26 protein-coding genes and 4 tRNA genes are annotated in these 23316 nt (G+C 63.2%); 11 read left to right on the plus strand and 19 right to left on the minus strand.

Annotated elements, in window-relative coordinates; translation table 11 throughout:
• Positions 1 to 80: 80 nt before the first annotated feature.
• Both ACUDP5_RS05045 and ACUDP5_RS05050 read left to right on the plus strand, forming a co-directional pair.
• Complete coding sequence (locus ACUDP5_RS05045) at positions 81 to 482, plus strand: DoxX family protein (protein WP_263914692.1); 402 nt, start codon at positions 81 to 83, stop codon at positions 480 to 482.
• Between the two features lie 102 nt (positions 483 to 584).
• The gene (locus tag ACUDP5_RS05050; RefSeq protein WP_263914691.1) at positions 585 to 1037 is read left to right on the plus strand and encodes a nuclear transport factor 2 family protein; all 453 of its coding nucleotides are present in this window, start codon (positions 585 to 587) and stop codon (positions 1035 to 1037) included.
• A 35-nt stretch (positions 1038 to 1072) separates the two neighbouring features.
• Here the strand turns inward: ACUDP5_RS05050 and ACUDP5_RS05055 are convergent, their stop codons facing one another.
• The 5 genes from ACUDP5_RS05055 to ACUDP5_RS05075 form a co-directional block, all read right to left on the minus strand.
• The gene (locus tag ACUDP5_RS05055; RefSeq protein WP_263914690.1) at positions 1073 to 1696 is read right to left on the minus strand and encodes a DUF2946 family protein; all 624 of its coding nucleotides are present in this window, start codon (positions 1694 to 1696) and stop codon (positions 1073 to 1075) included.
• Between the two features lie 3 nt (positions 1697 to 1699).
• Positions 1700 to 2044, minus strand: coding sequence for a hypothetical protein (locus ACUDP5_RS05060; protein WP_263914689.1), 345 nt, complete (start codon positions 2042 to 2044; stop codon positions 1700 to 1702).
• A 110-nt stretch (positions 2045 to 2154) separates the two neighbouring features.
• Positions 2155 to 2228: transfer RNA gene (locus ACUDP5_RS05065), tRNA-Cys, on the minus strand.
• Between the two features lie 56 nt (positions 2229 to 2284).
• Positions 2285 to 2360: transfer RNA gene (locus ACUDP5_RS05070), tRNA-Gly, on the minus strand.
• A gap of 187 nt (positions 2361 to 2547) precedes the next feature.
• A tRNA-Gly gene (locus ACUDP5_RS05075) sits at positions 2548 to 2623 on the minus strand.
• Positions 2624 to 2811: 188 nt separating this feature from the next.
• On the opposite strand from ACUDP5_RS05075, the gene ACUDP5_RS05080 reads away from it, so the two are divergent.
• Complete coding sequence (locus ACUDP5_RS05080; RefSeq protein WP_263914688.1) at positions 2812 to 3291, plus strand: carboxymuconolactone decarboxylase family protein; 480 nt, start codon at positions 2812 to 2814, stop codon at positions 3289 to 3291.
• 63 nt (positions 3292 to 3354) lie between these two features.
• On the opposite strand, the gene pdxR is transcribed toward ACUDP5_RS05080, so the two are convergent.
• Positions 3355 to 4770, minus strand: coding sequence for a MocR-like pyridoxine biosynthesis transcription factor PdxR (gene pdxR / locus ACUDP5_RS05085; protein ID WP_445658282.1), 1416 nt, complete (start codon positions 4768 to 4770; stop codon positions 3355 to 3357).
• Positions 4771 to 4900: 130 nt separating this feature from the next.
• Here pdxR and ACUDP5_RS05090 point away from each other — a divergent pair, with 130 nt between their 5' ends.
• Both ACUDP5_RS05090 and ACUDP5_RS05095 read left to right on the plus strand, forming a co-directional pair.
• Positions 4901 to 5347, plus strand: a complete 447-nt coding sequence (locus ACUDP5_RS05090) for a GNAT family N-acetyltransferase (protein ID WP_445658283.1) — start codon at positions 4901 to 4903, stop codon at positions 5345 to 5347.
• Complete coding sequence (locus ACUDP5_RS05095; RefSeq protein WP_445658284.1) at positions 5344 to 5961, plus strand: FMN-dependent NADH-azoreductase; 618 nt, start codon at positions 5344 to 5346, stop codon at positions 5959 to 5961. Before ACUDP5_RS05090 ends, ACUDP5_RS05095 begins: the two co-directional genes overlap by 4 nt.
• 90 nt (positions 5962 to 6051) lie before the next feature.
• Here ACUDP5_RS05095 and ACUDP5_RS05100 read toward each other — a convergent pair whose 3' ends face one another.
• From ACUDP5_RS05100 to ACUDP5_RS05140, 9 genes are all read right to left on the minus strand, one after another.
• Entirely contained in the window at positions 6052 to 6525 is a 474-nt protein-coding gene (locus ACUDP5_RS05100; protein WP_263914684.1) for a hypothetical protein, read from the minus strand.
• Between the two features lie 63 nt (positions 6526 to 6588).
• Positions 6589 to 6921: an immunity protein Imm33 domain-containing protein gene (locus ACUDP5_RS05105; RefSeq protein WP_445658285.1), complete on the minus strand. Its 333-nt coding sequence runs from the start codon at positions 6919 to 6921 to the stop codon at positions 6589 to 6591.
• On the minus strand, positions 6918 to 7409 hold the full coding sequence (locus ACUDP5_RS05110; RefSeq protein WP_445658286.1) for a hypothetical protein: 492 nt from the start codon (positions 7407 to 7409) through the stop codon (positions 6918 to 6920). The genes ACUDP5_RS05105 and ACUDP5_RS05110 overlap by 4 nt, the downstream gene beginning before the upstream one ends.
• 10 nt (positions 7410 to 7419) lie before the next feature.
• Positions 7420 to 8439 carry an ankyrin repeat domain-containing protein gene (locus ACUDP5_RS05115; RefSeq protein ID WP_445658287.1) on the minus strand — a complete coding sequence of 340 codons (1020 nt, stop codon included), beginning with the start codon at positions 8437 to 8439 and terminating at the stop codon, positions 7420 to 7422.
• Between the two features lie 146 nt (positions 8440 to 8585).
• Entirely contained in the window at positions 8586 to 10535 is a 1950-nt protein-coding gene (locus ACUDP5_RS05120) for a M48 family metalloprotease (RefSeq protein WP_445658288.1), read from the minus strand.
• The gene (locus tag ACUDP5_RS05125; RefSeq protein ID WP_445658289.1) at positions 10528 to 12603 is read right to left on the minus strand and encodes a DUF4034 domain-containing protein; all 2076 of its coding nucleotides are present in this window, start codon (positions 12601 to 12603) and stop codon (positions 10528 to 10530) included. Before ACUDP5_RS05125 ends, ACUDP5_RS05120 begins: the two co-directional genes overlap by 8 nt.
• Positions 12604 to 12782: 179 nt before the next feature.
• Positions 12783 to 13169 (minus strand): hypothetical protein, encoded by a 387-nt coding sequence (locus ACUDP5_RS05130; RefSeq protein ID WP_445658290.1) that lies wholly within the window; start codon positions 13167 to 13169, stop codon positions 12783 to 12785.
• Between the two features lie 25 nt (positions 13170 to 13194).
• Positions 13195 to 13626 carry a hypothetical protein gene (locus ACUDP5_RS05135; RefSeq protein ID WP_445658291.1) on the minus strand — a complete coding sequence of 144 codons (432 nt, stop codon included), beginning with the start codon at positions 13624 to 13626 and terminating at the stop codon, positions 13195 to 13197.
• Positions 13627 to 13906: 280 nt separating this feature from the next.
• Positions 13907 to 13982 (minus strand) — tRNA-Gly (locus ACUDP5_RS05140).
• Positions 13983 to 14281: 299 nt separating this feature from the next.
• Between ACUDP5_RS05140 and murB the strand changes: the two genes are divergently transcribed.
• A complete protein-coding gene (murB, locus tag ACUDP5_RS05145) occupies positions 14282 to 15319 on the plus strand; it encodes a UDP-N-acetylmuramate dehydrogenase (protein WP_445658292.1) in 1038 nt (345 codons plus the stop codon).
• 133 nt (positions 15320 to 15452) lie between these two features.
• On the opposite strand, the gene dapB is transcribed toward murB, so the two are convergent.
• Both dapB and ACUDP5_RS05155 read right to left on the minus strand, forming a co-directional pair.
• Positions 15453 to 16244, minus strand: coding sequence for a 4-hydroxy-tetrahydrodipicolinate reductase (gene dapB, locus ACUDP5_RS05150; RefSeq protein WP_263914678.1), 792 nt, complete (start codon positions 16242 to 16244; stop codon positions 15453 to 15455).
• 18 nt (positions 16245 to 16262) lie between these two features.
• Positions 16263 to 16799, minus strand: a complete 537-nt coding sequence (locus tag ACUDP5_RS05155; protein WP_263914677.1) for an outer membrane protein assembly factor BamE — start codon at positions 16797 to 16799, stop codon at positions 16263 to 16265.
• A gap of 156 nt (positions 16800 to 16955) precedes the next feature.
• Here ACUDP5_RS05155 and fur point away from each other — a divergent pair, with 156 nt between their 5' ends.
• The gene (gene fur, locus ACUDP5_RS05160; protein WP_263914676.1) at positions 16956 to 17375 is read left to right on the plus strand and encodes a ferric iron uptake transcriptional regulator; all 420 of its coding nucleotides are present in this window, start codon (positions 16956 to 16958) and stop codon (positions 17373 to 17375) included.
• A 164-nt stretch (positions 17376 to 17539) separates the two neighbouring features.
• Here fur and recN read toward each other — a convergent pair whose 3' ends face one another.
• Both recN and ACUDP5_RS05170 read right to left on the minus strand, forming a co-directional pair.
• Positions 17540 to 19201: a DNA repair protein RecN gene (gene recN, locus ACUDP5_RS05165; RefSeq protein ID WP_263914675.1), complete on the minus strand. Its 1662-nt coding sequence runs from the start codon at positions 19199 to 19201 to the stop codon at positions 17540 to 17542.
• Positions 19202 to 19214: 13 nt separating this feature from the next.
• On the minus strand, positions 19215 to 20114 hold the full coding sequence (locus tag ACUDP5_RS05170; RefSeq protein ID WP_263914674.1) for an NAD kinase: 900 nt from the start codon (positions 20112 to 20114) through the stop codon (positions 19215 to 19217).
• 143 nt (positions 20115 to 20257) lie between these two features.
• Here ACUDP5_RS05170 and hrcA point away from each other — a divergent pair, with 143 nt between their 5' ends.
• The 4 genes from hrcA to grpE all read left to right on the plus strand — a co-directional run bounded on the left by hrcA (position 20258) and on the right by grpE (position 23308).
• Positions 20258 to 21262 carry a heat-inducible transcriptional repressor HrcA gene (gene hrcA, locus ACUDP5_RS05175; RefSeq protein WP_445658293.1) on the plus strand — a complete coding sequence of 335 codons (1005 nt, stop codon included), beginning with the start codon at positions 20258 to 20260 and terminating at the stop codon, positions 21260 to 21262.
• Between the two features lie 45 nt (positions 21263 to 21307).
• Positions 21308 to 22399: a ferrochelatase gene (hemH, locus tag ACUDP5_RS05180; RefSeq protein ID WP_263914672.1), complete on the plus strand. Its 1092-nt coding sequence runs from the start codon at positions 21308 to 21310 to the stop codon at positions 22397 to 22399.
• Between the two features lie 12 nt (positions 22400 to 22411).
• The gene (locus tag ACUDP5_RS05185) at positions 22412 to 22645 is read left to right on the plus strand and encodes a hypothetical protein (RefSeq protein ID WP_263914671.1); all 234 of its coding nucleotides are present in this window, start codon (positions 22412 to 22414) and stop codon (positions 22643 to 22645) included.
• A gap of 105 nt (positions 22646 to 22750) precedes the next feature.
• Positions 22751 to 23308, plus strand: a complete 558-nt coding sequence (gene grpE, locus ACUDP5_RS05190; protein ID WP_263914670.1) for a nucleotide exchange factor GrpE — start codon at positions 22751 to 22753, stop codon at positions 23306 to 23308.
• The last annotated feature ends 8 nt before the right edge of the window (positions 23309 to 23316 follow it).

Here is a 23316-nt window from a genome sequence, read left to right on the forward strand (position 1 = left end):
TTATCTTTGTTTTTGGAATCGCAAGAATAGCGGCCATGAAGAATCTTCCCGTCCTGGGCGATTCGCTCACGGAGAATGCAATGATCGATACCCGTACCGCGCCTTATGCCGCGCTTTTGCTCCGCATCGCGCTGGGCGTGATGTTCCTGGCCCATGGCCTGACCAAGCTGCTGGTGTTCACCCTGCCGGGCACCGCGCAGTTCTTCGCCAAGATCGGCTTTGCCGGCTGGTTGGCCTATCCGGTGACCTTCTTCGAGATCGGCGCTGGCGTCCTGTTGATCCTGGGCGTCGTGCCGCGCTGGATCGCCGTCATTGCCACGGTACAGCTGTTCGTGGCCGCCACCGTCCACTTCGGCAATGGCTGGGGTTTCAGCAATCCCAATGGTGGTTGGGAATACCCCATCTTCCTCTCGGTCGCAGCCGCCGTGCTGGCGCTGTTGGGGGATGGCAAGTTCGCGTTGGTCAAGAGTGGCCGCGGCTGATCGCCACGCGCATCAGTCTGTCTACCCGATTGGACGTCGCCCCCGGGGCGGCCGGCCCCTAGAATGGTCCGGCCGCCCCGGTATTTTTCATCTGGAGATTCCATGACGTTCATGAAGCGCGCCTTTGGCGCTGTCCTGATTGCCGCCGCTTTGTCGCCCGTGGCCTACGCCTCGCCTGAGCAGGAAGCCGCCAACAAAGAGGCCGTGCTGGCCTTCTACGAAAAGGGCTTGAACCAGAAGGATGCGGATGCCGCGTTGAAATATGTAGGCGACCGCTACGTGCAGCACAATCCCAATGCGGCCGACGGCCCCGAGGGCTTTCGCAAATTCGTCGCCTTCCTGCGCGACAAGTACCCGCAGTCCAAAAGCGAGATCAAGCGCGTCTTCACCGACGGCGACTATGTGATCCTGCACGTGCATGCCGTGCGCGAGCCGGGCTCGCGCGGCAACGCCATCATCGACATCTTCCGCCTGGAAAAGGGCAAGATCGTCGAGCACTGGGATGCGGTCCAGCCGATCCCTGAGCAATCGGCCAATAGCAACGGCATGTTCTGACGCGGGGCGTCGGGCAAGGGATCGCCGCGCGTGGCTTACTCGGTGCGGGCCGGTCTGCCCGTCGCAGCCTGGGCGACGGGATTCGCCTGAAATCCCAGCGTGCTGGCGAGATCGTGCTGATCGATCTGGCGCAACGGCGCGGCGGGGTAGGCGTGCGGCAGCTTCACGCTGAGCGCTTGCTCGCAAGCCAGGCCGTCCAGCGCATCCAGTAGCGGCGCGCCGTCCTGCGTCGTCAGCCGCTCCAGTAGCGCAGGCAGGTCGCGGTCCAGGATGATGCCTGGCCCCAGCGGGGTCATGGCATAGAGCTGGCCACTGTCGTCCAGCCACCAGCCGCTGACGGTATCCACTGCGGCATCGGTGTGCGTCACCAGTGTGCGGCTGTCATCGCTCAATCGGAGCACATACGGTGCGGCATCCAGCCGCAAGTACACGCGCTGCGGGCCGTTCTGGAAGAACCAGCGGCCGGCCTCGTCGTGTTCATAGTTGCGGTTGATGAAGCCCAGGATCTGCGCATTGGTGATGGACTCGCCCGGGCCGCCTTGCGCGGCCTGGCCTTGCGGATGCAGGCGCCAGCGTCCGCGTGCGTCCAGCGACAGCCAGCCGAACACGGCCGGCACGTCGGGCCAGCGGGCGATGGCGTCTTTCACCGAAGGGTCCATGGTTCAGGGGCGGATGATGATGGGGGGCGGGTTGATGACGATGGCGGGTGCCGGCATCGGCACCATGACCGGCTGCGGCGCGCCGTAGCCATAGCCGTAGTCGTCGCGGCATTTGCGCTTTTCGCGGTAGTCGCCATTGCGCTTCCACTTGCGCTCGACCTCACAGGCGCCATCCCAGTACTTCTCTTTGTACTCGCCGCGGCCATGGCCGTGCTTGTGGCGGTGGTGATGGCGGTCGGAATCCGCTTCGGCCGCCAGTGGCGCCAGCGCCATCAACGTCGCCGCAGACAGGGCGAGCAGGGTAGAGGGCGCGCGCCGCAGGGTATGGTTTTTCTGATTGTGGGGCATGGCTTCGTCGTTCAATGAAAACGGCGTCACCTTAGCAACCAATCGATTGACCGGGCGTAGGGATGGGTAACGAGATGCAGGGGGAGGGTACTGCAGGAGGGGGGAGATACTGGAGGCGCAAGCCGGAATCGAACCGACGTACACGGATTTGCAATCCGCTGCATAACCACTCTGCCATTGCGCCAGTACTGCAAGAAAAAAGGAAGCTCGGTGTTGGCCGGTGCTTCCTTTTTTTGTATTTGGAGCGGGAGACGAGTCTCGAACTCGCGACCTCAACCTTGGCAAGGTTGCGCTCTACCAACTGAGCTACTCCCGCTTGGGTACTGCTGGGCTTGTTTTCAAGCCTTACTGCATCTGTTCTTGGCGGGGACTTTTGAAAAAAGGCCGTGTCCACCAAAGACAGCGATTATACACAGTTTTCCGAATTGTGCCGATGCGTGAGCCGGAAACCGGATCTTCCAGCTACGTTGCCGCCGTCATGAAACGGCCTGCTGCGTAAATGCTGGAGCGGGAGACGAGTCTCGAACTCGCGACCTCAACCTTGGCAAGGTTGCGCTCTACCAACTGAGCTACTCCCGCGCGGGGCACTGCGGTACTGCTTTGAAGAGGCGAGAGTATACATCAAATCCGCCAAGGGTCAACGAAGCGCGTCGCCATCATGGCCCAGGCCAAATTGCGCTTCTTGGCGCTTTTTCGCCAGGCGGTCGCGTTGCACTATGTCGGTACGCGGTGTCGTCCGCAACCCATTCAAGAAAGGTACGAGTGAAATGAGCCAGCGTTTGAATTACTTCGAGGTGTCCGCCGAACTGTCCAGGCACTACCTGGACTTCAGCGCCTCCCTGAAAAAGAAGGCCGTCATCAAGGAGTTCAATGACCTGGTGACCATCCGCGCCTCGCAGATCAATGGCTGCGGCTTCTGCCTGGACATGCACGTCAAGCAGGCCAAGATCGGCGGCGAGCGCGAACTGCGCCTGCACCATATTGCCATCTGGCGCGAGTCTACGCTGTTCAGCGCACGCGAACGCGCCGCGCTGGAATGGACCGAAGCCCTGACGGTGCTGCACCCGCACGGCGTGTCCGACGCGGTCTATGAACAGGTTCGCAGTCAGTTGTCCGAAGCAGAAATCTCGGACCTGACCTTCCTGGTCGTGGGCATCAATGGCTGGAATCGCTTGAACGTTGCCTTCCGCACCGAGCCCGGCTCGGCAGATGCCGCATTCGGCCTGGACAAGGCCGGATTGAACTGAGGCGCGGTGGGCGTTGGCCCGTATCGTGGTCTGCCAAGGCCTGTCCGTCGGGGCAGGCCTTGTTCACATCAGCGCAAGAATCCTGCGGCCAAGCTGCTCGGCCCGTTCCTGCGATTCGATGTTGGTAAAGCTCATCAACAGCCCGGACCCGCAGGGCGCGGCCGTCGACCAGCGCGACAGCGCGTGCGCATAGATGCCGTTCTCGACCATGCGGCGGGCCAGCGGGCGATCGGTGTGATGTCCCTTCATCCTGACCAGCAGATGCATGCCGCCCGGTTGCGGATTGATGGGCATGTCCGGGCCGAACACCTTGGACAAGCCCGCTGCCGTGGCCTCGCGGCGCTCGGAATACAGCCGCCGCATGCGTTGGATATGCCGTGCGAAATGCCCCTCGGTCATGAACGCGCAGACCAGCGCCTGGGTCAGGCCGGGGATGCCATTGCCAAGCACGCGATTGACGTCCTCGAAACGCCTGATCTGGGCTTCGGGCACGACCAGGTAAGCCAAGCGGATGCCGGGAAACATGACCTTGCTGAAGGTGCCCGCATATAGCACACGGCCATGGCGATCCAGGCTTTTCAGCGCCGGCAGCGGCCGGCTGATGTAGCGGTATTCGCCGTCGTAGTCGTCTTCCACGATCCAGCGCTGGTTGCGTTCGGCCCACTCCAGCAGGGCCTGGCGCCGGGTCAGAGACAAGGTCACGCTCAGCGGGCTTTGGTGGGCGGGCGTCACGACCGCGGCACGGGCCTGTGGCGCTTGTTCGATGCCGCGCGCGACCATGATGCCCTCGGCATCCACCTCGATCGGGGCCAGTTCCAGGCCGGCGTGGGTCAGCAGTTCGCGCGTGGGCGGGTAGCCCGGATCTTCGACCCACACCTGCTGGCCCGGTTGCAGCAAGGCCTGGATCACCAGGTTCAGGCTTTCGCGATAGCCGGAGGTAATGAACACTTGCGAGGGCGTGCAATGAATGCCGCGCGCCACCTGCAGGTGTGCGGCGATGGCGGTACGCAGCGCGGGCAGTCCGTCGGCAGGTGGATATGACAGGTCGGCCGCCTGCGTGGCGCGCAGGTGGCGGGCGCCCAGCCGCGCCCAGATCTTGCGTGGAAATGCATCCAGCGCTGGCAGTCCCATCTGGAAGGGCAGTACCGACGGTGGGTGGCGCCAGGTGTCAGGGTCCGGCTTGACCGGGGCGGGCGCCGGCTTGGTCACGGTGTGTGCCTGCAATCCCGGTGTCACCACGGTCCCGGCCTGCCCGCGCGGCTGCACATAGCCTTCGGCGTGCAACAGCGAGTAGGCCATCTCGATCGTGCCGCGCGCCACGCCCAGGTCCTTGGCCAGCGCCCGCGCCGACGGAATCCGGTCGCCGGGCTTGAGCATGCCCTGGGCAATGGCCCCGCGGAACCGGTCATAGATCTGGCGGTACAGCGGTTCGTCACTGGCAGCGGCGGGCGGAAGGCTATCAATGGGAGACCGCGTCATGGCCTAGTCCAAAGTTCAATTTATGGTTCTTCAAATTATGGCATGGGCTGACTAGCATGATGTCTGCTTCGGTCGGTTTCGGCCGCAGGCCCGATTCACGGCAAGACTGCCAGGACAGGACGATCAAGACATGAGTGACCCGAACATCCGCCACCTAGAAACCGCCGACGAGCTGCGCGCTGCGTTTCCCGTCATGCAGCAATTGCGCCCGCATCTGGCCGACGAGTCTGATTTTGCCGCCCGCGTGGCCCGCATGCGTGCTGAAAACTACGCGCTGCTGGCCGTCTGGGAAGGGGGCGAGCCGGTGGCGCTGGCGGGCTACCGCTACCAGGAAAACCTGATCTATGGCCGTTTCCTGTACGTGGACGACCTGGTGACCACCGAGCGCAGCCGCGGCGGCCGCCACGGCGCCCGCCTGCTGCAGGCGCTGGAAGGCATCGCCCGCGAGGCCGGCTGCGCCAAGCTGGTGCTGGACACCGGCCTGGCCAACGCGCTGGCGCAGCGTTTCTATTTCCGCCAGGGCCTGTTGACCGGCGCCATGCGTTTCTCGAAAGTGCTGGGAGGCCAGGCAGCATGAGCATCCTGCGTTTGACTTGCAGCCCGCGTGGCGTGGAATCAGAGAGCCACCGCCTGTCCCGGATCGTCGTCGATCAACTGGCGCGGCACGATCCCGTGCGAGGGCGTGACATCGTCGAAATCGATGCCAACCTGCTGCCCCACGTGGACGTGGACTACGCCTGCGCCTTGGGTTCGCCCGCCGATCCGGATGCCGAGGTCTGCGGCCGCGGTTCGTTGCGCCAGTCCGACCAGTTGATCCAGTCGCTGTCCGAAGCCGACTACGTCGTCATCGCCACGCCCATGCACAACTACACCGTGCCGTCCGCCTTGAAAGTATGGATCGACCACGTGGTGCGGGTGCGCAGCACCTTCAGCATCACGCGCGAAGGCAAGATCGGCGTGTTGGCCGACCGGCCGGTGTATGTCGCGGCCTCGTCGGGCGGCGTGTTCTCGGGGCCCGATGCGCGGCAGCCCGACTTCCTGACGCCCTACCTGAAAGTGGCCCTGGCTACGATCGGCCTGAAGCGCCTGACCTTCTTTTCGGTGGAAGGCACCGCCATGGGTGGCCAGGCGCTGGAGGCAGCAAGACAGCGCGCCCAGGAGCAGATCGCGGGGCATTTCGCGGCGCGGTAATACCGCCCTGCAAAGCAGGACTCGCCGCCATTCGCCGGGCGGCGTTTTTCATGCGCGGCGGTCGGGCTGGCGTGCTAATGCGTGGCGCCGTCAGCGGCGGACCTCGGTGATCCGGGCGTAGCCGGGCGCGAACGGCTCGATCGCGCACCCGGCAGGTACATCAGGGAACGCGGCTTGAGAAAAGACCAGCCCCCCATAATCCAGGTCGTTGTCCTCTGCGGCAGTAGCAAATGCCAGAAGGTCGTAGACTTCGGCGCCAAAAACCGCGCGACGATATCCTGAAAGCGCCTGAAGGCGTGCATAGAGCGCGCGGCTGATCATTTCCAACGGACGGGCATCGCATAGCTCGGGCCGTGACGGCAGCGTCGAAGGGATGCCGTAACCCATTCCCAGTGGCCACACCTCGACAAACCACAGACCCCGCTGGTGACTATGGCTTGCCGAGCAGACGGCGGGCGGGTTGCCGGGCAGTTCGATCACAAGATCATGGAAGTGCGCCATGACTGCCGTGGCCACGCGTTCGTTCGAGCCGCAATCGACCGCTAGATTGAAATATATCGCCATGACGCTCTCCAGGGATGTACGACGCGCTTCGACGCGAGGCGTCAGTCCAATGCGTCCATGGGGTCATGGCGCCATCCACACGTCTTCGTAACCCTGGTCATCTACGATGAATTTCGCTCCGGGCGGCAGGTGCAGGTAGCGGACGATCAGGGGCAGCATGTCCGCCAGGTGTGCCGTGTGGACAGGCTGATAGAAATCATCCGCATCGGAATAGTTGCCGCAGTGAATGAACCAGCTGATCGTGCCGTTTTCCGGCAGGACGATACGCGTGCCATAGACGGGCATCTGCCCCAGGGTCGAGATGGCCACCGCCACTTGGTCTTCGGGCGGTATGGCCGGCAAGCCGTGCGCGGCGCAGACGGCTTGCGCCAGGGAGTCAGACGTAGCAGGGTTCATTCGGTCATCGGTCGGGGCTCACGCCATAGGACGCGTTGCCCGATGCGCATGCAAACGTAGAAAGAAAATAAGGGGTAGAGCGCGTAGATGATATCCCCGAATGGGGCTTTGAATTCAGCCGGAAAGGAATAGGCGCAATGTGTGGTGAAGAGCCATCCCGCCCGCGCGACGAGATCGAAGCGGGCGTCAAGCAGATCAAGCGCGGTCAGATGGGCAAAGAGGAGGGCGCACATCAGGATGGCCGCAAGGATTGTCAGTGCCAAGCACAGAAGACCGCAGCGTACCCACCCTGCGACGCGCCTGGCGATGGCAAACCACATCAATGAGAGGGTCGATGCGAGCAGCAGGCTTAGCAAGGCGTAGTCGAGCGCGGTCCGTGGGTCCGGCGTTGTCACGCAGGGTTCCCCCGCGGTGGTGCCAATGAGCCAAATGCCGAGGCTGATGAGCAGAGCGCCGATAAGCGCGCGACGTCGCGGATTGACAAGCATGACGTCCTATTTACTCGAATAGCTTGACGATGCTTGGTGAATACAAGTCAGGGTACTTCTTGGCGGAGGATAGGACGGATTGCTGCACCGTTACACCTTGTACCGATGGACGAACAGCAATGTAGCTGGGTGAATATGCCGGGGCCGTTTTTTCTGCGCCAGCGGCGATCAGGGCTTTGACGCAATCAGGGTTGTCAGACATGGCGGCCTCCCCCAACGGTGTTTCCACCGGATGCGGCGTTTTCTGTACATGTGTGGCGTCAATGGAAGTGCCGGGCTTCAGGAGCAGCGCAATACGCTTGCCGGCCTCTGGGTCGGGTTTGCCTTTCATGTCGAAGGCTCGCGAGCAGACAAAGTGCAAGGGAGTCGAACCTACGTCGGTGATGACATAGGAATCGGCGCCAGCGGCAATCAGCAGCTGGATGACCTCCAGGCTGGAGGCGCCCTTCCCCGTCAAAGAAGAAAATCCATTTCCCACCAATTGTTTGGCATCTGCGCCGGAGGCCAAGAGGAGCTTCACCAATGCCGGCTGTGGATGTTGGGTGTTGCCACCTTGGGCCGCCAGTATCAGCGGCGAGACACTGCGGCCTTGTGCGATCACATTCACATTGGCGCCAGCCTTGATCAAGCTGTTCACCATGCGTACATCTTTGGCGGATGCGACGGGGCTGTCTATGTGGTTAAGTGTCGCGAGCAGCACCGTCTCGCCGTTGGCTTGAATCGGCGCGTTGACATCAACAGGCTGCTTGAGAAGAAGGTCGACGATATCGGGCAACTTCTCACTGAGGGCTAGAGACAGGGGCCGACCCGTGGGATTGGCACCATGCTTCAGCAAGTCCTTGATGTCGGCCATCGACTTGGACGTCTTGTCGTACGGATAGTTGCCAATCGCGTTGTAGAGCTGCTGCGACAGGTCTTCCGATTGTCCAAAGGACACCGACGGAAGCAATGCCATCGCGGCGGCTACCGTGCTGGCAATCATCAGTCGTTTCGAATGCTTGGTTACGGCCTGAGTAAAGGAGCCATTCATTCTAAGTATCGGCATGTCTGTGTGCGGTCGTTTATGTGTTGGAGGTATCTCGGCGTGGTCGGCTATGGCATGGGCATGGCCGAGCGAATGGCCGATTCTCAAGTGCGTGGGGGCCGCGCACCATTGGAATATTCTGAAATTGACGGCTAGCTTTGGTCCGACAAGGCCGGCATGCCATCACGCGACAAGCGACGCGGCAACAGATCGTCGGGGTAGCAGAAATGCCAAAGCGGTGCCGTGGGCAAATCCACGGATAGCGATTGCGCTAGTCGTTCATAGGATTCTCGTTGGAGATCGCCATTACCCGTCGTTAGGCGACTGACCTGCCGGCGCCAACCGCCACTGCGCAATACCACGACAAAGGCGTAACGACTGAGGTCGTTGTCACTGCGGGAAATTTTTCTGACTAACCATACGCGCAAGGAAAATCGGCGAATCGGCTTGATGTCTTCTAGCAGTTGACGGCACTGCCGCAATGGCAAGCCATGCGGCTCCAGCGTATCGTCGGGGTGAATGGCGTGCAGTTCCTGGGCGACCAGCGTCCGGCGTTTGAATGCCTCATCGGCCCGGTAACGGTGCCGTGCCGTTGCCGGAGCATCTCCTCTTGCCAGGCTCAGGAGCGTCAACGCTCGTGAGCAGCGCAGTTCCTCATGGCGGTTCAATTCCATCGCCCGCTCCAGGCTGCGAGCGGCATCTTCATATTGGCCTTGATCGCGCTGTGCGCAGCCTACCGCATAGAGTACGTTCGGATCATCTGGAGCGAGTTCCAGGGCATGCTGCAGTTCTTCCTGGCGGCTGGGCTCCAGCAGTAGCCGGCTGTTTTCCGCCAAGGCCAACCAATCATGTGCCGAAAAGCGCTGCGTCGCATGGCGCAGGTGCAAGACTTCCCGCTGTGTCAGAGTTTCCTGCCAGTGCCGGTGGTGGTCACCCCAATCCGATTCGATGGCATTCAACCATTGCGCATCCATTTTTTCCGTGGCTTGATGGATAAGCCCTGCGGGTAGCACCAAATGAAGCGCGCTGGCGTGGGCCTGGCATGCAGTGGCGGCGTTCAGATCCGCCCCCAGGTGTTTGGCGCGGTCGGCTAGTGCGGGATGGGTATCGTCATCAATGGAGAGGGGGCGAAGGGCGTGGTAGAGCCATTCCGTCGCAACTGCCGGAGCAATGCCCTTTGGGTTCGTGAAAAGCGCCAGTTGCGTGAATGGATCGCCGATTGGCGTCAGCGAGTGCCTGGCTTGGCGCCAGACCCTGGGCCAGAATTCGGCAGCGAGGTAGGCGTCGGCAATCGCCAGCGAGTAAAGAGCTTGGATTGCTGTTTGAGGACCATCCCAGCGGGCGGATATGCCATCGGCGACGTATTCGCCTGCGCGTCGAACCGCGAACGTTCTGGCATCCAGTCGGGGGACGTACCAACACAGAAATCGGTGTAGGCCAAAACACGAAATCAGGTGCGTCCAGCGCGATAAGGAAAATGACGAGAGGCTTGTGATCGACAGTTCGTGCTGCAAATTGGTCAGACAATGGCGTAAGGCATGGATGCGGCGTGTGAGCAGGCCATGGCGGCCGACAAGGTGTCCGAATTCGTGGGCGATCACTGCGCCGATCTGTTCGGGTGGCAAAAAACACAGCAAGGGCAGGCCGATTTCCATCGTATGGCTTGTTTTGCCTGCCAAGGGAATTCGCGCGTGCTGCGAGATGCTGGCATTCAGGCGGTTGGACAACACCACCGAGCTCAGGGCTGGGCCTGAGACACGGAGTCGAACGGCGTCGATCAAATGGAAGAGCGCGGGTGCATCCTTTGGCCGTAGTTGCTGACCTTCGTGAACGGTCGGTGGTGCAAAGCTGCGTCGCAGTGCCCTGAGCGTCCCGATGACGTGGAACGCCGCTGCAAGCACCGATATCGCCGAGGGTACTCCCTCTAGCACCGGGAAAATCTTGATGGCAAGCCAAAGCAGGATCACGGCTGGGCCGAGCACCAGGCTGGCGATGCCGGCATAACCCAGCGCCAGCCAAAGCCATATTCGGAGGCGTTCTTGCCCGTAAGCCGCATTTTCATCCGCGGGGGGGATGCCAGCCCCCGGGAGGCCTTCAGCCATGATCGGGTTCGCCGCGGCCAAAGGTTTGCTGGCGGGCGCGTTCGTCTACCTTGCGGCGGTCCTGATGAAACGCCAGGGCGGCACGCCACCCTCCTAGGAATTGGCCGCGCCGGTAGATGCGATGAGCCAGCCCCTGAGTCAAAGGGTTGTCTGGAAAGATTCCCAGCGCCCGATCGATCCAGATTTTCGCCAGATACCGATTGGGCGAACATCCACGACCTTCAAGGAAGACCAAGGCATAGCGGAAGGCGGCCCAGTGAGTACTCATGTCGTCTTCTTGCCTCCAGAGCCAGGGAAGGACATGGTCGAGGCTGAGGCGCTTGTCTTCCTCGTTGTGGCTGAACATCGTCAGCAACCGTGCCAGGTGCCGTGCCGATGTGGTTTCAACTCGGCTGAGGCGAGGGGCATTTTCCCAGGTGTGCTCCAACCACTGCTTCAGCTCGAGGTAGGTATCGGTGTCGAGCGCTTCGCTCTCTTCCATTAGCTTCCATGCAACGTTAATGCGAGCTATGTGACAGCCGGCCTCGGCGGCCCTGCGCAACCATCGGTCAGACAGTGCCTTGTCGAGAACCGATACGTGCGGGTAAATTTTGCCGGCATACAGGTCGCTCATTCCCAGCATCGCCATGTCGTCGCCGCGCGCTGCACACTCCTGCCACAAGAACTGGATGGCTTCGAGGGGCACGACTTCCGCCAGGTTGCTTCCGGCTTGGACGATATTGAACCCGGGGAGGTCTGTCTTCAGCGCCTGATCGATCAAAGCCTCGGGGTTGTGAGCCGACGGTTCAAAGCCTAGTACCCCAAAACGGCAGCCTACCGCCGCGATTAGCAGCGCCTCGCGGTTGTCGCCCCACTTTGCTGCGCGATCAAGCACCCGGCTGAGGAGGTTCTTCGGATCGGGCAGGCCTTTGAACCAGAGGCAGGCCTGTAAGGTGTAGATCGTATTTGGATACGCAGAGTCTGTGAGGTCCGTGACGGTAGGGCCTGTCTCCAGTGCCTGGGCCAGCAGATCATAGGCTTGGCCCAGCCTTGCAGCGTCCCAGATCGCGACGGCGTCTTGCTCACTGCGCGCGAGGTTTCTCTGGAAGTCCGCGAATAGACATAGTGCGTGTACCCGGCTTATCGGTGTCAAGTCCAATGCCAGGCAGCGTTCGAACTCTCTTGTGTATGCCGCGATCTGCTCGTTATCGTCCGCGTCTGGGTAGTCCTGGTAACCCAGGTAATCAAGCGCCTGTGTGAAGCGCAATTCGTCGCGTTGCTGATCGCTGAGCGCGGCGCAGATCGGGCCCTCTATGAAGGCCTCCATTTCGGCGTGGCTTCCACCCCAGCGCGGGTACAGAAAATACAGGTAGTCTTCAAGCAGATAGCTATCGCCGGTGCGGGCCTGCAAGGCAAGGCGCAGCCAATAGGTCTTGGCGTCGTCGAGCTCGCCCGGAGCGCGAGGCGGCATGGTGATCGGGATGGAATCCGGGATGTCGGCCAAACCGTCGCCATATTGACTGAGTAGGGTGAGTCCGCCATCCCAGGCCTCCTGGCTCCATTGCGCCTGGAATTCGGTTTGGCCCGTCGGCTCCTGGTTCTGAGTCACGTTGGCGAGCCACTGGGGTTCTCCCAGGTAGGCAGTCAAGCGCATCATGCGATGAAGCGCCAAGGCCGGACGCGGGTGCAGAGTGATGGCGCGCAGGTAGGCCACTTGCCCATGATCGCGGGCCATTTGCGCGCCAACCCATTGCGCGTCATCGACGTAGTCGGCGCAGTACCCCGATCGGATCTTGCCGGCCGCGACTTCCCAGGCAGTGCCGTAGAGCAAATGGGCATGGTACGAGTTGGGGGAGACAATGCACCAGGCGCGTAGCTGCACCATCGCGTTGGCCAGGTCAGGCGATTTGTTGATCAGTTGGTGAACATGCCAGGTGTATCCGTAGTCCTGCCACGGAGCGTCCAGCCACTCGGTCGCGGCAGCGTCGAAATAGGCTTCCAGCGGTGCGAAGTCTCCCGCGGCGAGGTAATTGCGCAAGGTGTCGCGTTGTGCACGCAGGGATTCGATGGTCTGGGGGGGATATGGCATGTCGGTGGTATCCGGGGCGTTTTGATCGCCGCTTGGCCCGTCAATCCGACAGACGGCATCGATCCTGGCAAGGCGGAGGAGGCGACATTCTCCGGCCCGTCATGGATCGATGGAATTAGAAGAATCTGAATTTGATCAATGGCCAGGCCAGCGCGCATTCATTGCGCCGTGGCGGTTGTCTAGGGCAGTCGGATGCGTCCCAGCAGCCAAACTTCCAGGTAGTGCTCGGCAGCGTCCTTCGTGACTGAGCGTTCGTCGCCCGCCCAGGCCGTATCGAAAAAGATGATCCGCCGCTTGCTCGTCGTCGAGACGACCCGCGGCTCGCCATTCACATAGGAAAAATTCAGCTGCAGCGTGTCTGTCCAGAGGCCTTGATGCGCTTTGTAGGCGTAGCCCTTTGCCTCGACAAGGATCAGTTCTCTGTCCATGGCTGAAACATCGCGCCAGGTCAGGCCGAGGTATCGCGCACCGTCGAGCGGTGCCGGCATGAGCGCGATGAGGGCGATGGCGATGCCGAGCGCCAGAAGCAGTGTGGCGAGGGCAAGCCGGGCTAGGCGGTTGAGCATCTGTTGCCGTGAAAAACGCTGAGCATCAAGTTGAGATCGCCGGCGCCTTTTCTCCACCCCTGGCCCAGTACAGCGTCAAGACCTTCAGCGCCTCCGAGCCCAGCAACAAGGTGAGGTTCAGCGCCACGCTGGGGGTGGCCGAGAGCGGCAGCAGCAAAGGGATGAATGACAGCGAAGGCACTGCCAGCAGCAGCCGCAGCGGCACCTGGGCGTATGCCAGGCGCGGTGCGTAGCGGTTGCCGCGCAGGAACAGGATGGCCGAAGCCGCGATGGATAGCGTCAGCAGGACGGACAGGCCAAACACCAGCGTCTGGAATGCTGGCGAGTGATCCAGCTGATGAAACTCGACCAGGTCGGCATGGATCGGGATGCGCCCGCGATGGACGTTGGATGCGACGAAGTGGATAGCATATAGCGCATCCATGCCACCCCAGAAGAGGAAGACGCCGCGTTTCATTCGAGGGCCTTGCGACGCGGGCGGGCGCGTGGGTTGATCGGGAGCGTGCGTCGTCCGCGGCCTTCCCCCGCCCGGCAGCGAGACACTTTGAGGGATGTTCCATTCATCCCGCGACTCTAGATGAGCGGGGAGGAAAAAAGACTAGGAAAGTTCTGAAAGCAGCGGGGGGCGCAAGAGTGGGCGACGACGTAGGTTGCGATGCGCGCACCAATGAAAAAAGGGCCCGCAGGCCCTTTTGTCAATTTACGCAGCGGCGGTTGGCGCGCTGCGCATCAAAATCTGGAGCGGGAGACGAGTCTCGAACTCGCGACCTCAACCTTGGCAAGGTTGCGCTCTACCAACTGAGCTACTCCCGCATGGGTTCGCAGTGCCCCGCTTGACGCGGGTTGCCTTGCGGCGTGCAAACCATTTTTTATTGCCAACTGCCTGGCAGGTGCCCTTGCGGTTACCGTTCCCGGGTAGTTGCCCGATCAACTTGGTTATCGATCAGAAGGCGCGCATTCTACATGAATTTTTGGGATCGTGCTGGCCGTTGGGGTTGCCACTGGCGCGGGCGGATCGCAGTGATCTTGGCAAATAGCGGCTTTGCCGTCCTGCCAAGCTCAATCAAGTAATATGAGCCAAGACCAAAAATATAGCATAGCCAGTAGTATCCATGTCAAATTCTCCCGCTATGGCGCCTGTGCTGGTACCCCGGCAGCAGGACCTTTCCGCCCTGAATACGCTGGGCCTGGCCGCAACGGCCGAGGCTTACGTGTCCGTGGAAGACGCTGCCCAATTACCGGCGCTTTCCGCGCTGGCGGCTCGAAGCGGCCCGCTGCTGGTGCTGGGCGGCGGCAGCAACCTGGTGCTGCCGCAGTCCGTGCCGGGGCTGGTGGCGCGGGTGGCGTTGCGCGGGGTGCGCCTGCTGCAGGCCACGCCGGATGCCTGGCTGGTGGAAGCGGCGGGGGGCGAGACCTGGCATGGCTTCGTGGCCGAATGTGTGCGGCAGGGGTGGGACGGGCTGGAAAACCTGGCATTGATCCCCGGCACAGTAGGGGCGGCGCCCGTGCAGAACATCGGCGCCTATGGTGTCGAGCTGGCCGACCGGTTCGACAGCCTGACCGCCTGGGATGTGCGTGCCGGTCGCTATGTCGAGATGAGCGCGGCGGATTGCCGCTATGCCTACCGCGACAGCGTGTTCAAACACCAGCCGCCGGGCAGCTGGGTGATCGTGTCGGTGCGCTTGCGCCTGCCGCGTCCGTGGCAGCCGGTGCTGGGGTATCCCGACTTGCAACGCCATCCACGGTTGGCCCAGGGCCAGCCGACGGCGCGCGATATCTTCGAAGCTGTCTGCGAAATCCGGCGCGCCAAGCTGCCTGACCCTGCGGTCACTGGCAATGCGGGCAGCTTCTTCAAGAATCCGATCGTCTCGGCCGCGCAGCGCGACGCATTGGCAGGCGAACACCCAGGATTGGTGTCGTATCCGCAGCCGGACGGGCGCTACAAGCTGGCGGCCGGCTGGTTGATCGACCAATGCGGCTGGAAGGGCCGCAGCCTGGGCGCGGCCGGCGTGCATGACCGCCAGGCGCTGGTGCTGGTGAACCGGGGCGGGGCTACGGCTGCCGATATCATGGCGTTGGCGCAGGCCATCCAGGCAGACGTCGTTGCGCGTTTCGGCGTGATGCTGGAACCTGAGCCCGTGGTGGTGTAAGCGGGGCGGCATGTTGCGCGGCAACCCGATCTGGCGCTGCAGCGACAACCACTCCTATAGACGAAAAAAAGGACCCGAGGGTCCTTTTTTCATAGGGGCCGCAATGGCTGGCCCCATTCAGGCGTTGCCAGGTTCAAAGCCCCAGCACGGCCTGCATGTCGTACAGGCCGTTGTGCTTGCCTTCCAGGAAGCGGGCGGCGCGCAGCGCGCCCTCGGCGTAGGTGGCGCGGCTGGCCGACTTGTGGGTGATTTCGATGCGTTCGCCGATGCCGCAGAACGACACGGTGTGGTCGCCGACGATGTCGCCGCCGCGCAGCACCGAGAAGCCGATGGTGCCGGGCTTGCGCACGCCGGTGTCGCCGTGGCGGCTCCAGGTGGCGACGTCGGGCAGGGCGACGTCCCAGGCGGACGCGATGGTTTCGCCCATCTTGAGGGCGGTGCCGGACGGCGCGTCGACCTTGTTGCGGTGGTGCGCTTCGAAGACTTCGACGTCGTAGCCCGAATTCAGGATGCGCGCGGCCATGTCCAGCAGCTTGAGGGTGGCGTTGACGCCGACGCTCATGTTGGGGGCGAACACGATGGCGGTTTTCTGCGCGGCCACTTCGATGGCGGCGCGGCCGTTGTCGTCAAAGCCGGTGGTGCCGATGACGGCTTTGACGCCCAGCTTGGCGCAGGCCTGCAGGTGTTCCAGCGTGCCTTCGGGGCGCGTGAAGTCGATCAGGCAGTCGGCGTTGGCCAGGGCGTTCAGGTCGTCGGTGATGGCGACGCCGGTGTGCTGGCCCAGCGGAGCGCCCGCGTCCTGGCCCAGGGAGGCCGAGCCCTTGCGGTCCAGTGCGACGGCCAGTTGCAGGCCGTCGGCCTTCAGGACGGCGTCGATCAGCATCTGGCCCATACGGCCGCTGGCGCCGGCGATTGCAATACGCATGTGGTGAATCCTTGGGGGTTAGCGCAGCGGCTCGGGCGAGTTGCCGGGCTGGCCGGGGTATTGGTTCATGGGGCTGACGGGAGCGGCGGCGTCACGCTTTTTCTGCTCTTGTTCCTGCTTGAGCCGGGCTTCGTCTTCGCTCAGCCGCTTCTCGGTCTTTTCGTCGGCGACGGCGTTGGGCGTGTTCAGCTGGTAGGGTTGCAGGTCAGGCTGCTTGTCGCCTTCCCAGCGCGTCAGGCGGTCGTTTTCGAACCAGACCGTGAACTTGCGCTCTTGGGCCTCACCGTAGCCGGGCTTGAAATAGTAGGGGTAGTCCCAGCGGTTGGCGTGCAGCACGCTGGTCAGCGTGGGGCTGCCCAGGGCGAAGCGCACTTGTTCGCGCGTCATGCCGGGCTGCAGCAGGGCAACCTGTTCCTGGGTGATCCAGTTGCCTTGCTGGACGCCCGCCTTATAGGGGAAGCCCCATTTGTTTCCCGAGCAACCCGCGAGGGCGACGGCCAGGGCGGCGATGGCCAATCCGGTCTTGAGCGAGCGGGAAGGAATTCGTGCAATCATGGACACTACGCGCCCCTATTATTTGGAAGCAGACAAAACCGTTATCATAAAGGTTTCATAAGGATAGTTCTGCGGGGCGGCAGGAATTCTGGTGGGCCGGCTCGCGGTTACCCGGTATCCTTGCCCATGCCAACGCGGACGGAGAGCGATTACACCATGAGCGACCAAAGCGAACTGAAGAACATGGGTTTGAAGGCGACGTTTCCCCGCCTCAAGATTCTTGATATCTTCCGCAAGTCCGACCAACGCCACCTGAGCGCCGAAGACGTCTACCGGGCCCTCATCGGCGAAAACGTCGAAATCGGCCTGGCCACCGTGTACCGCGTGCTGACCCAGTTCGAGCAGGCCGGCATCCTGGCCCGCAGCCAGTTCGACAGCGGCAAGGCCGTGTTCGAGCTCAACGACGGTGATCACCACGATCACCTCATCTGCACGAACTGCGGCAAAGTGGTCGAATTCTCGGACCCCGAAATCGAAAAGCGTCAGCAAAAGATCGCCAAGGACAACGGCTTCGCGCTGGAAAGCCACGCGATGGTGCTGTACGGCATCTGCGGCAGCTGCCTGAAAGGCCGCTGAGCTTTTCCCCGCGGGACCCACTGGCCACGGCCGCGCTCGCCGTGGTGCAGTGAAGGCAAAAGCCCCTTCTCAAAGAAGGGGCTTTTTTTATTCCCGCATCGCTATTTCCGCCTATACAGGTCGGCAAGTGGAAGGTTGCCCGGCTCACGGGCCGGGTGCGAGGGTCAGGCAGGCGTGTGCCCGAACCCAGCCAGCATCTCGCGCGCGTGTTCGCGGGTGGTGGCGGTGAGCTTGATGCCGCCCAGCATTCGGGCGATTTCTTCGACCCGGGCGCCGTCGTCCAGCTCTTCGATGCGAGACCGGGTGGTGCCGCGCGATTCGGTCTTGCTGACCAGGAACTGGTTGTTGCCGCAGGCCGCCACCTGGGGCAGGTGGGTGACGCACAGCACCTGATGGCGTTCGCCCAGCTCGCGCAGCAGCTTGCCGACGGCCTCGGCGACCGCGCCGCCCACGCCACTGTCGACTTCGTCGAAGATCAGGGTGGGCACGCGGGCCGCGCGACTCGCGATGACGGACAGCGCCAGCGAGATGCGCGACAGTTCGCCGCCCGAGGCCACTTTGGCCAGCGGCCGCGGCGTGGTGCCGGCATGACCGGCCACCAGGAATTCCACCTGTTCATTGCCGTGGGCCGAGGGGGCCGCTACCGACAGGGACGGCTCGAATTTGCCGCCCTGCATGGCCAGCGTCTGCATGGCCTGGGTGACCTGCTTGCCCAGGTCTTTGGCGACCTTGCGGCGCGCCGTGGACAGCTTGGCGGCGACGGCGTCGTACTGCGCCTGTGCCGCCTGGGCCTGTGCGCGTAGGGCGTCGACGTCTGTCGCAGCCTGCAACGCGGCGAGTTCAGCATGCAGGCTGTCGCGCAACTCGCACAGGCCATCGGGCTCGGTGCGGAATTTGCGGGCGGTTTCGAACACCGCGCCCAGGCGCGCTTCGACATCGGCCAGGCGTTGCGGGTCCAGGTCGACGCGGCTGACGTAGTTGTTCAGGTCGGATACGGCTTCGCTGATGGCGATGCGGGCTGACTCAAGTTCGTCATGGATGCCCTGCAGGCCGGTGTCGTGGCGCAGCATCTGCTGGATGAGATGATTGGCGGACGTCAGGCGGTGATGCGCGGAATCGCCCTCGCCATCCAGCGCTTCGAGGATCCGGGTGGCGCCGTCCAGCAACGATTGCGCATGCGCCAGCTTGGTGTGCTCGGATTGCAGCGATTCCCATTCGTCGGGCGCCAGTCCCAGGCGGTCGAGTTCGTCGACCTGCCACTGCAGTCGTTCGCGCTCGGAGGCGAGGCTGGCGGCGTCTTTTTCGGCGGCTTCGAGCTGACGCGCCAGGGCCCGCCATTGTTTCCAGGCCTGGGCGACGGCCTGGCGCAGGTCGCCGTGACCGCCGTGGGCGTCCAGCAGGTCGCGCTGGGCGTCGGGTCGCATCAGGCTCTGATGGGCGTGCTGGCCGTGGATGTCGACCAGGCTGTCGCCCAGTTCGCGCAGTTGCGCCACGGTGGCGGGGGTGCCGTTGATGTAGGCGCGGCTGCGGCCTTGCGCGTCGATCACCCGGCGTAGCGAGAGTTCCTCGTCGGCGTCGATTTCGCGTTCGGCCAGCCAGGCATGCAGGGCACGCGGGGTGTCGAACACGGCGGTGATGTCGGCGCGCGTGGCGCCTTCGCGCAGTACGCTGACGTCGCCGCGTTCCCCCAAGGCCAGCGCCAGGGCGTCGATAAGAATGGATTTGCCTGCGCCGGTTTCGCCGGAGAAGACGGTAAAGCCGGGACCGAAATGAATTTCGGTCTGCTCGACGATGACAAAGTCGCGGATGTGCAGGGTGCGCAGCATGTCTGGGCGCTATTTACTCTACGTTATCGGTGGCTTGCGGCATCAGGTTCCAGTGCAGCTTGCGGCGCAGGGTGGAAAAGAAGCTGTAGCCTTCCGGATGCACGAAACTGATGGTGTAGGGCGCGCGCTGCACGACGATGCGGTCGCCAGGCTGCAGGTCGGACCAGGTCTGCATGTCGAAATGCACGCTGGCGCCGACCTCGACGCGTCCCATGGCGGTGAGCGTCATGTTCAGGACGCCGCTGTCGGGAATGACGATGGGGCGGTTGGACAGCGTCTGCGGCGCGACGGGCACCAGCACCATGGCGTTCATGCCGGGGTGCAGGATGGGCCCGTTCGCCGACAGCGCGTAGGCGGTCGAGCCGGTCGGCGTGGCGATGATCAGGCCGTCGGCACGCTGCGTGTACATGAAGGCGCCATCGAGTTCGACGCGGACCTCGATCATGCCGCCGCGCCCGGCGCGATTCAGCACCACATCGTTCAGGGCCGTTGCAGAGTACATTTTCTGGTTGCCGCGCCAGACGCTGCCCTCCAGCAGCATGCGCGCTTCCATCTGGTAGCTGCCTTCAAGCACCCGCGCCAGCGCGCCGTGCGCGTCCTGCAACGGGATGTCGGTAATGAAGCCCAGGCGGCCATGGTTGATGCCGACCAGCGGCACGCCGTAGGGCGCCAGGTGGCGCGCGGCGCCCAGCACGGTGCCGTCGCCGCCCATCACGACCGCCAGCGAGGCGCTCTGGCCGATTTGCTCGAGCGTGGCGACCGGATATTCAGTCAGGCCCGTGTTGCGGGCGGTGTCGGTGTCGACCAGCACCTGCCGACCGGCCTGCGTCAGTGCGTGCGCAAGCGCTCTTAGCGGGGCGTCCAGGCCGGTGTCCTGGTATCTGCCGATCAGCGCGACGGTAGGAAAGTGCATGGTGGCAAGGCGAATCTGAAAAGCCTGACAGCGAAGGCGAAACCGGTCCGACAAGTGGCCCGTTCGTCGATTATATGGGGCCGCATATCGGTTGGCGGGACAAAAATCGCCTTAATTGGAAAAGATTCCCTAAAATACACGCTATGGATGACCGCGCACGCGCTTTACTGAAGGCGTTGATCGAACGCTACATCGCCGATGGGCAACCAGTCGGTTCGCGGACGCTTTCGAAAGTTTTCGATCTGTCGCCCGCCACCATCCGCAATGTCATGGCGGATCTGGAAGAGCTGGGCCTGATCCACAGTCCGCATACGTCGGCCGGCCGGGTGCCCACGCCGCGAGGCTATCGCATGTTCGTCGATTCCCTGCTTGCGGTGCAGTCCTACCAGCTGCAGCCGCACAACATGGGCGACATGCTGTCCGCCGCCGAGCCCACCCGCGCGGTCAACGCCGCGGCGGCGCTGCTCTCTAACCTGAGCCAGTTCGCCGGCGTGGTGCTCACGCCCAAGCGGGCCCAGGTTTTCCGCCAGATCGAATTCATCCGCCTGTCCGACAAGCGCGTGCTGCTGATCATCGTCACCCCTGATGGCGACGTCCAGAACCGCATCCTGTTCGTGCAGCGCGACTACGCCGAAGCCGAACTGCTCGAAGCCGGCAATTTCTTCAATATCCACTTCGCGGGCAAGTCGTTCGACGCGGTGCGACGCACCCTGTCCACCGAACTGGCGCAATTGCGCGAAGATATCTCGCGCCTGATGCAGGCCGCGGTCGAGGCCAGCGCCGAGGCTGCGGAAGACGGCGACGCCGTCGTCATTTCCGGCGAACGCAAGCTGCTGGACGTGACCGACATCGCCTCCGACATGGATCGCCTGCGCAAGATGTTCTCGCTGTTCGAAAAGAAAACCGACCTGCTGCAGCTGCTTGATGTGTCCAGCCGGGCGCAGGGCGTGCAGATCTACATCGGCGGCGATTCCCAACTGGTGCCGATGGAAGAAGTCTCGGTCATCACCGCGCCATACGGCGTGGACGGCAAGGTGGTCGGCACGCTCGGCGTGATCGGACCCACCCGCATGGCCTACGAACGCGTCATTCCCATCGTGGACATCACGGCGCGGCTGCTGTCCAACGCCCTCAGCCACAACCAGTAGTTCCATCCGAACCGACATCCTCCTTGCGGAGGAAGGGGAGTTTTTGTGTTTCTTCGCCTGTTCAAGTATCTCTGGCCTGAACGCTACCTGCCCGAAACCGAGCAGGACGATCCCTTCAACGAGGATCCGCCGCCGCGGGCCCCGGGCAGGGTAGGCGTGCTGCTGGTGAACCTGGGCACGCCGGATACCCCCACCAGGAAAGACATCCGCAAGTACCTCGGCGAGTTCCTGTCCGATCCGCGCGTCATCGAGATACCTCGGTATCTCTGGAAGCCGATCCTCCATGGCTTGGTGCTGACGCTGCGTCCCAAGAAGCTCGAGCCGCGCTACGCCGGTGTCTGGCTCAAGGAAGGCTCGCCGCTGATGGTGTACAGCCGCCGCCAGGCCGAGGGCGTGCAGGCGGCCCTGACGGCAGCCGGCGTCGACGCGGAGGTAGCGCTGGGCATGCGCTACGGCAATCCGTCGATTCCCGACGCGATATCCCGCCTGCGGGCAAAGGGCTGCGAGCGCATCCTGACCGTGCCCCTATACCCGCAGTACGCCGCCAGCACCACGGCCACCGTGGTCGATGCCGTCACGCGCCACGCCGCACGCCTGCGCGACCAGCCCGAATTGCGCTTCATCAAGCGCTTTCACGAAGAACCCGCCTACCTGGATTCCCTGGCCGCCCGCATCGAGTCCTATTGGGCTGAGCACGGTCAGCCGCAGAAGCTGGTCATGAGCTTTCATGGCCTGCCGCGCTACTCCATAGAGCTGGGCGATCCGTACTATCGCGATTGCATGGAGACCGCCCGGCTGCTGTCTCAGCGCCTGTCGCTGCCGCGCGAGCAGATCGAGGTGACCTTCCAGAGCCGCTTCGGCACCGCCCGTTGGCTCGAGCCGTATACCGAACCTACGCTCAAGGCGCTGGCCGCCTCCGGGGTGACCGCGGTGGATGTGGTGTGTCCGGGATTTGTGGCAGACTGTCTGGAAACCCTGGAAGAGATCAGCCTGGAATGCCGCGACGCCTTCATCGAGGCCGGTGGCAAGCAGTTCCGTTACATCCCGGCGCTCAACGACGATCCCGCCTGGATCGCAGGGTTGGCCAGCCTGGTGGAACGGCACTTGCGAGGATGGCCTACGCATCCACGGACTTGAAGGAGAGGGCGTATGCACCATGATCCCAAGACGGGCAAGCTGGAGAAGAAGGGGCGCGTCAGCACCCCGGTGGAAGAAGACCAGGTCGAACACGATCTGGACGAAGCCCTGGCCGAGACCTTTCCGGCCAGCGATCCGGTGTCGATCAGCCCTGAACCCGATGATGATCCCCGCGTCGATCGCGCCCTGAAAGAGAGCTTTCCCGCCAGCGATGCGACGGCCCCGACGCAGCCGCACAAGAAATGACCTGATCGGCGGGCGGCAGGGGGAATATTTGCTTTCCCGGGCTTGAAATAGGGGTATTGGCCCCCATTCATGTCTGCGAAAGCCATTCTTTTTGGAGGATTCCCCATGACGGCACCCCACGAGCCTGTAGACCAGACGCCCGGTTTTGGCGAAAACGCCGATGCGGCCCCCGCCGCCCAGGACGCCGCGCAGGCCGAGCTGAACGAGTTGCGCGCCCAGCTGGACGCGGCCCAGGCTACCGTCAATGAGCAGCACGACCAGCTTCTGCGCGTCCACGCCGAGGCCGAGAATGTCCGCCGCCGCGCCCAGGAAGAAGTGTCCAAGGCACGCAAGTTCGGCATCGAGTCGTTCGCCGAGAGCCTGGTGCCGGTCAAGGACAGCCTCGAGGCCGCCCTGGCCCAGGCTGACCAGACCGTGGACACCCTGCGCGAAGGCGTCGAAGTCACCCTCAAGCAGTTGGCCGCCGCCTTCGAGCGCAACCTGCTCAAGGAAATCGCGCCGGCCCAGGGCGACAAGTTCGACCCGCACCTGCACCAGGCTATTTCGTCGATTCCCGCGCAGCAGCCCGCCAACACGGTGGTGCAAGTGCTGCAGAAGGGCTATGCCATCGCCGACCGCACGCTGCGTCCGGCCCTGGTCGTGGTATCCGCCGGCCAGGGCTGAGCGGAAAG

The organism is Achromobacter sp. NCFB-sbj8-Ac1-l, assembly GCF_052695805.1.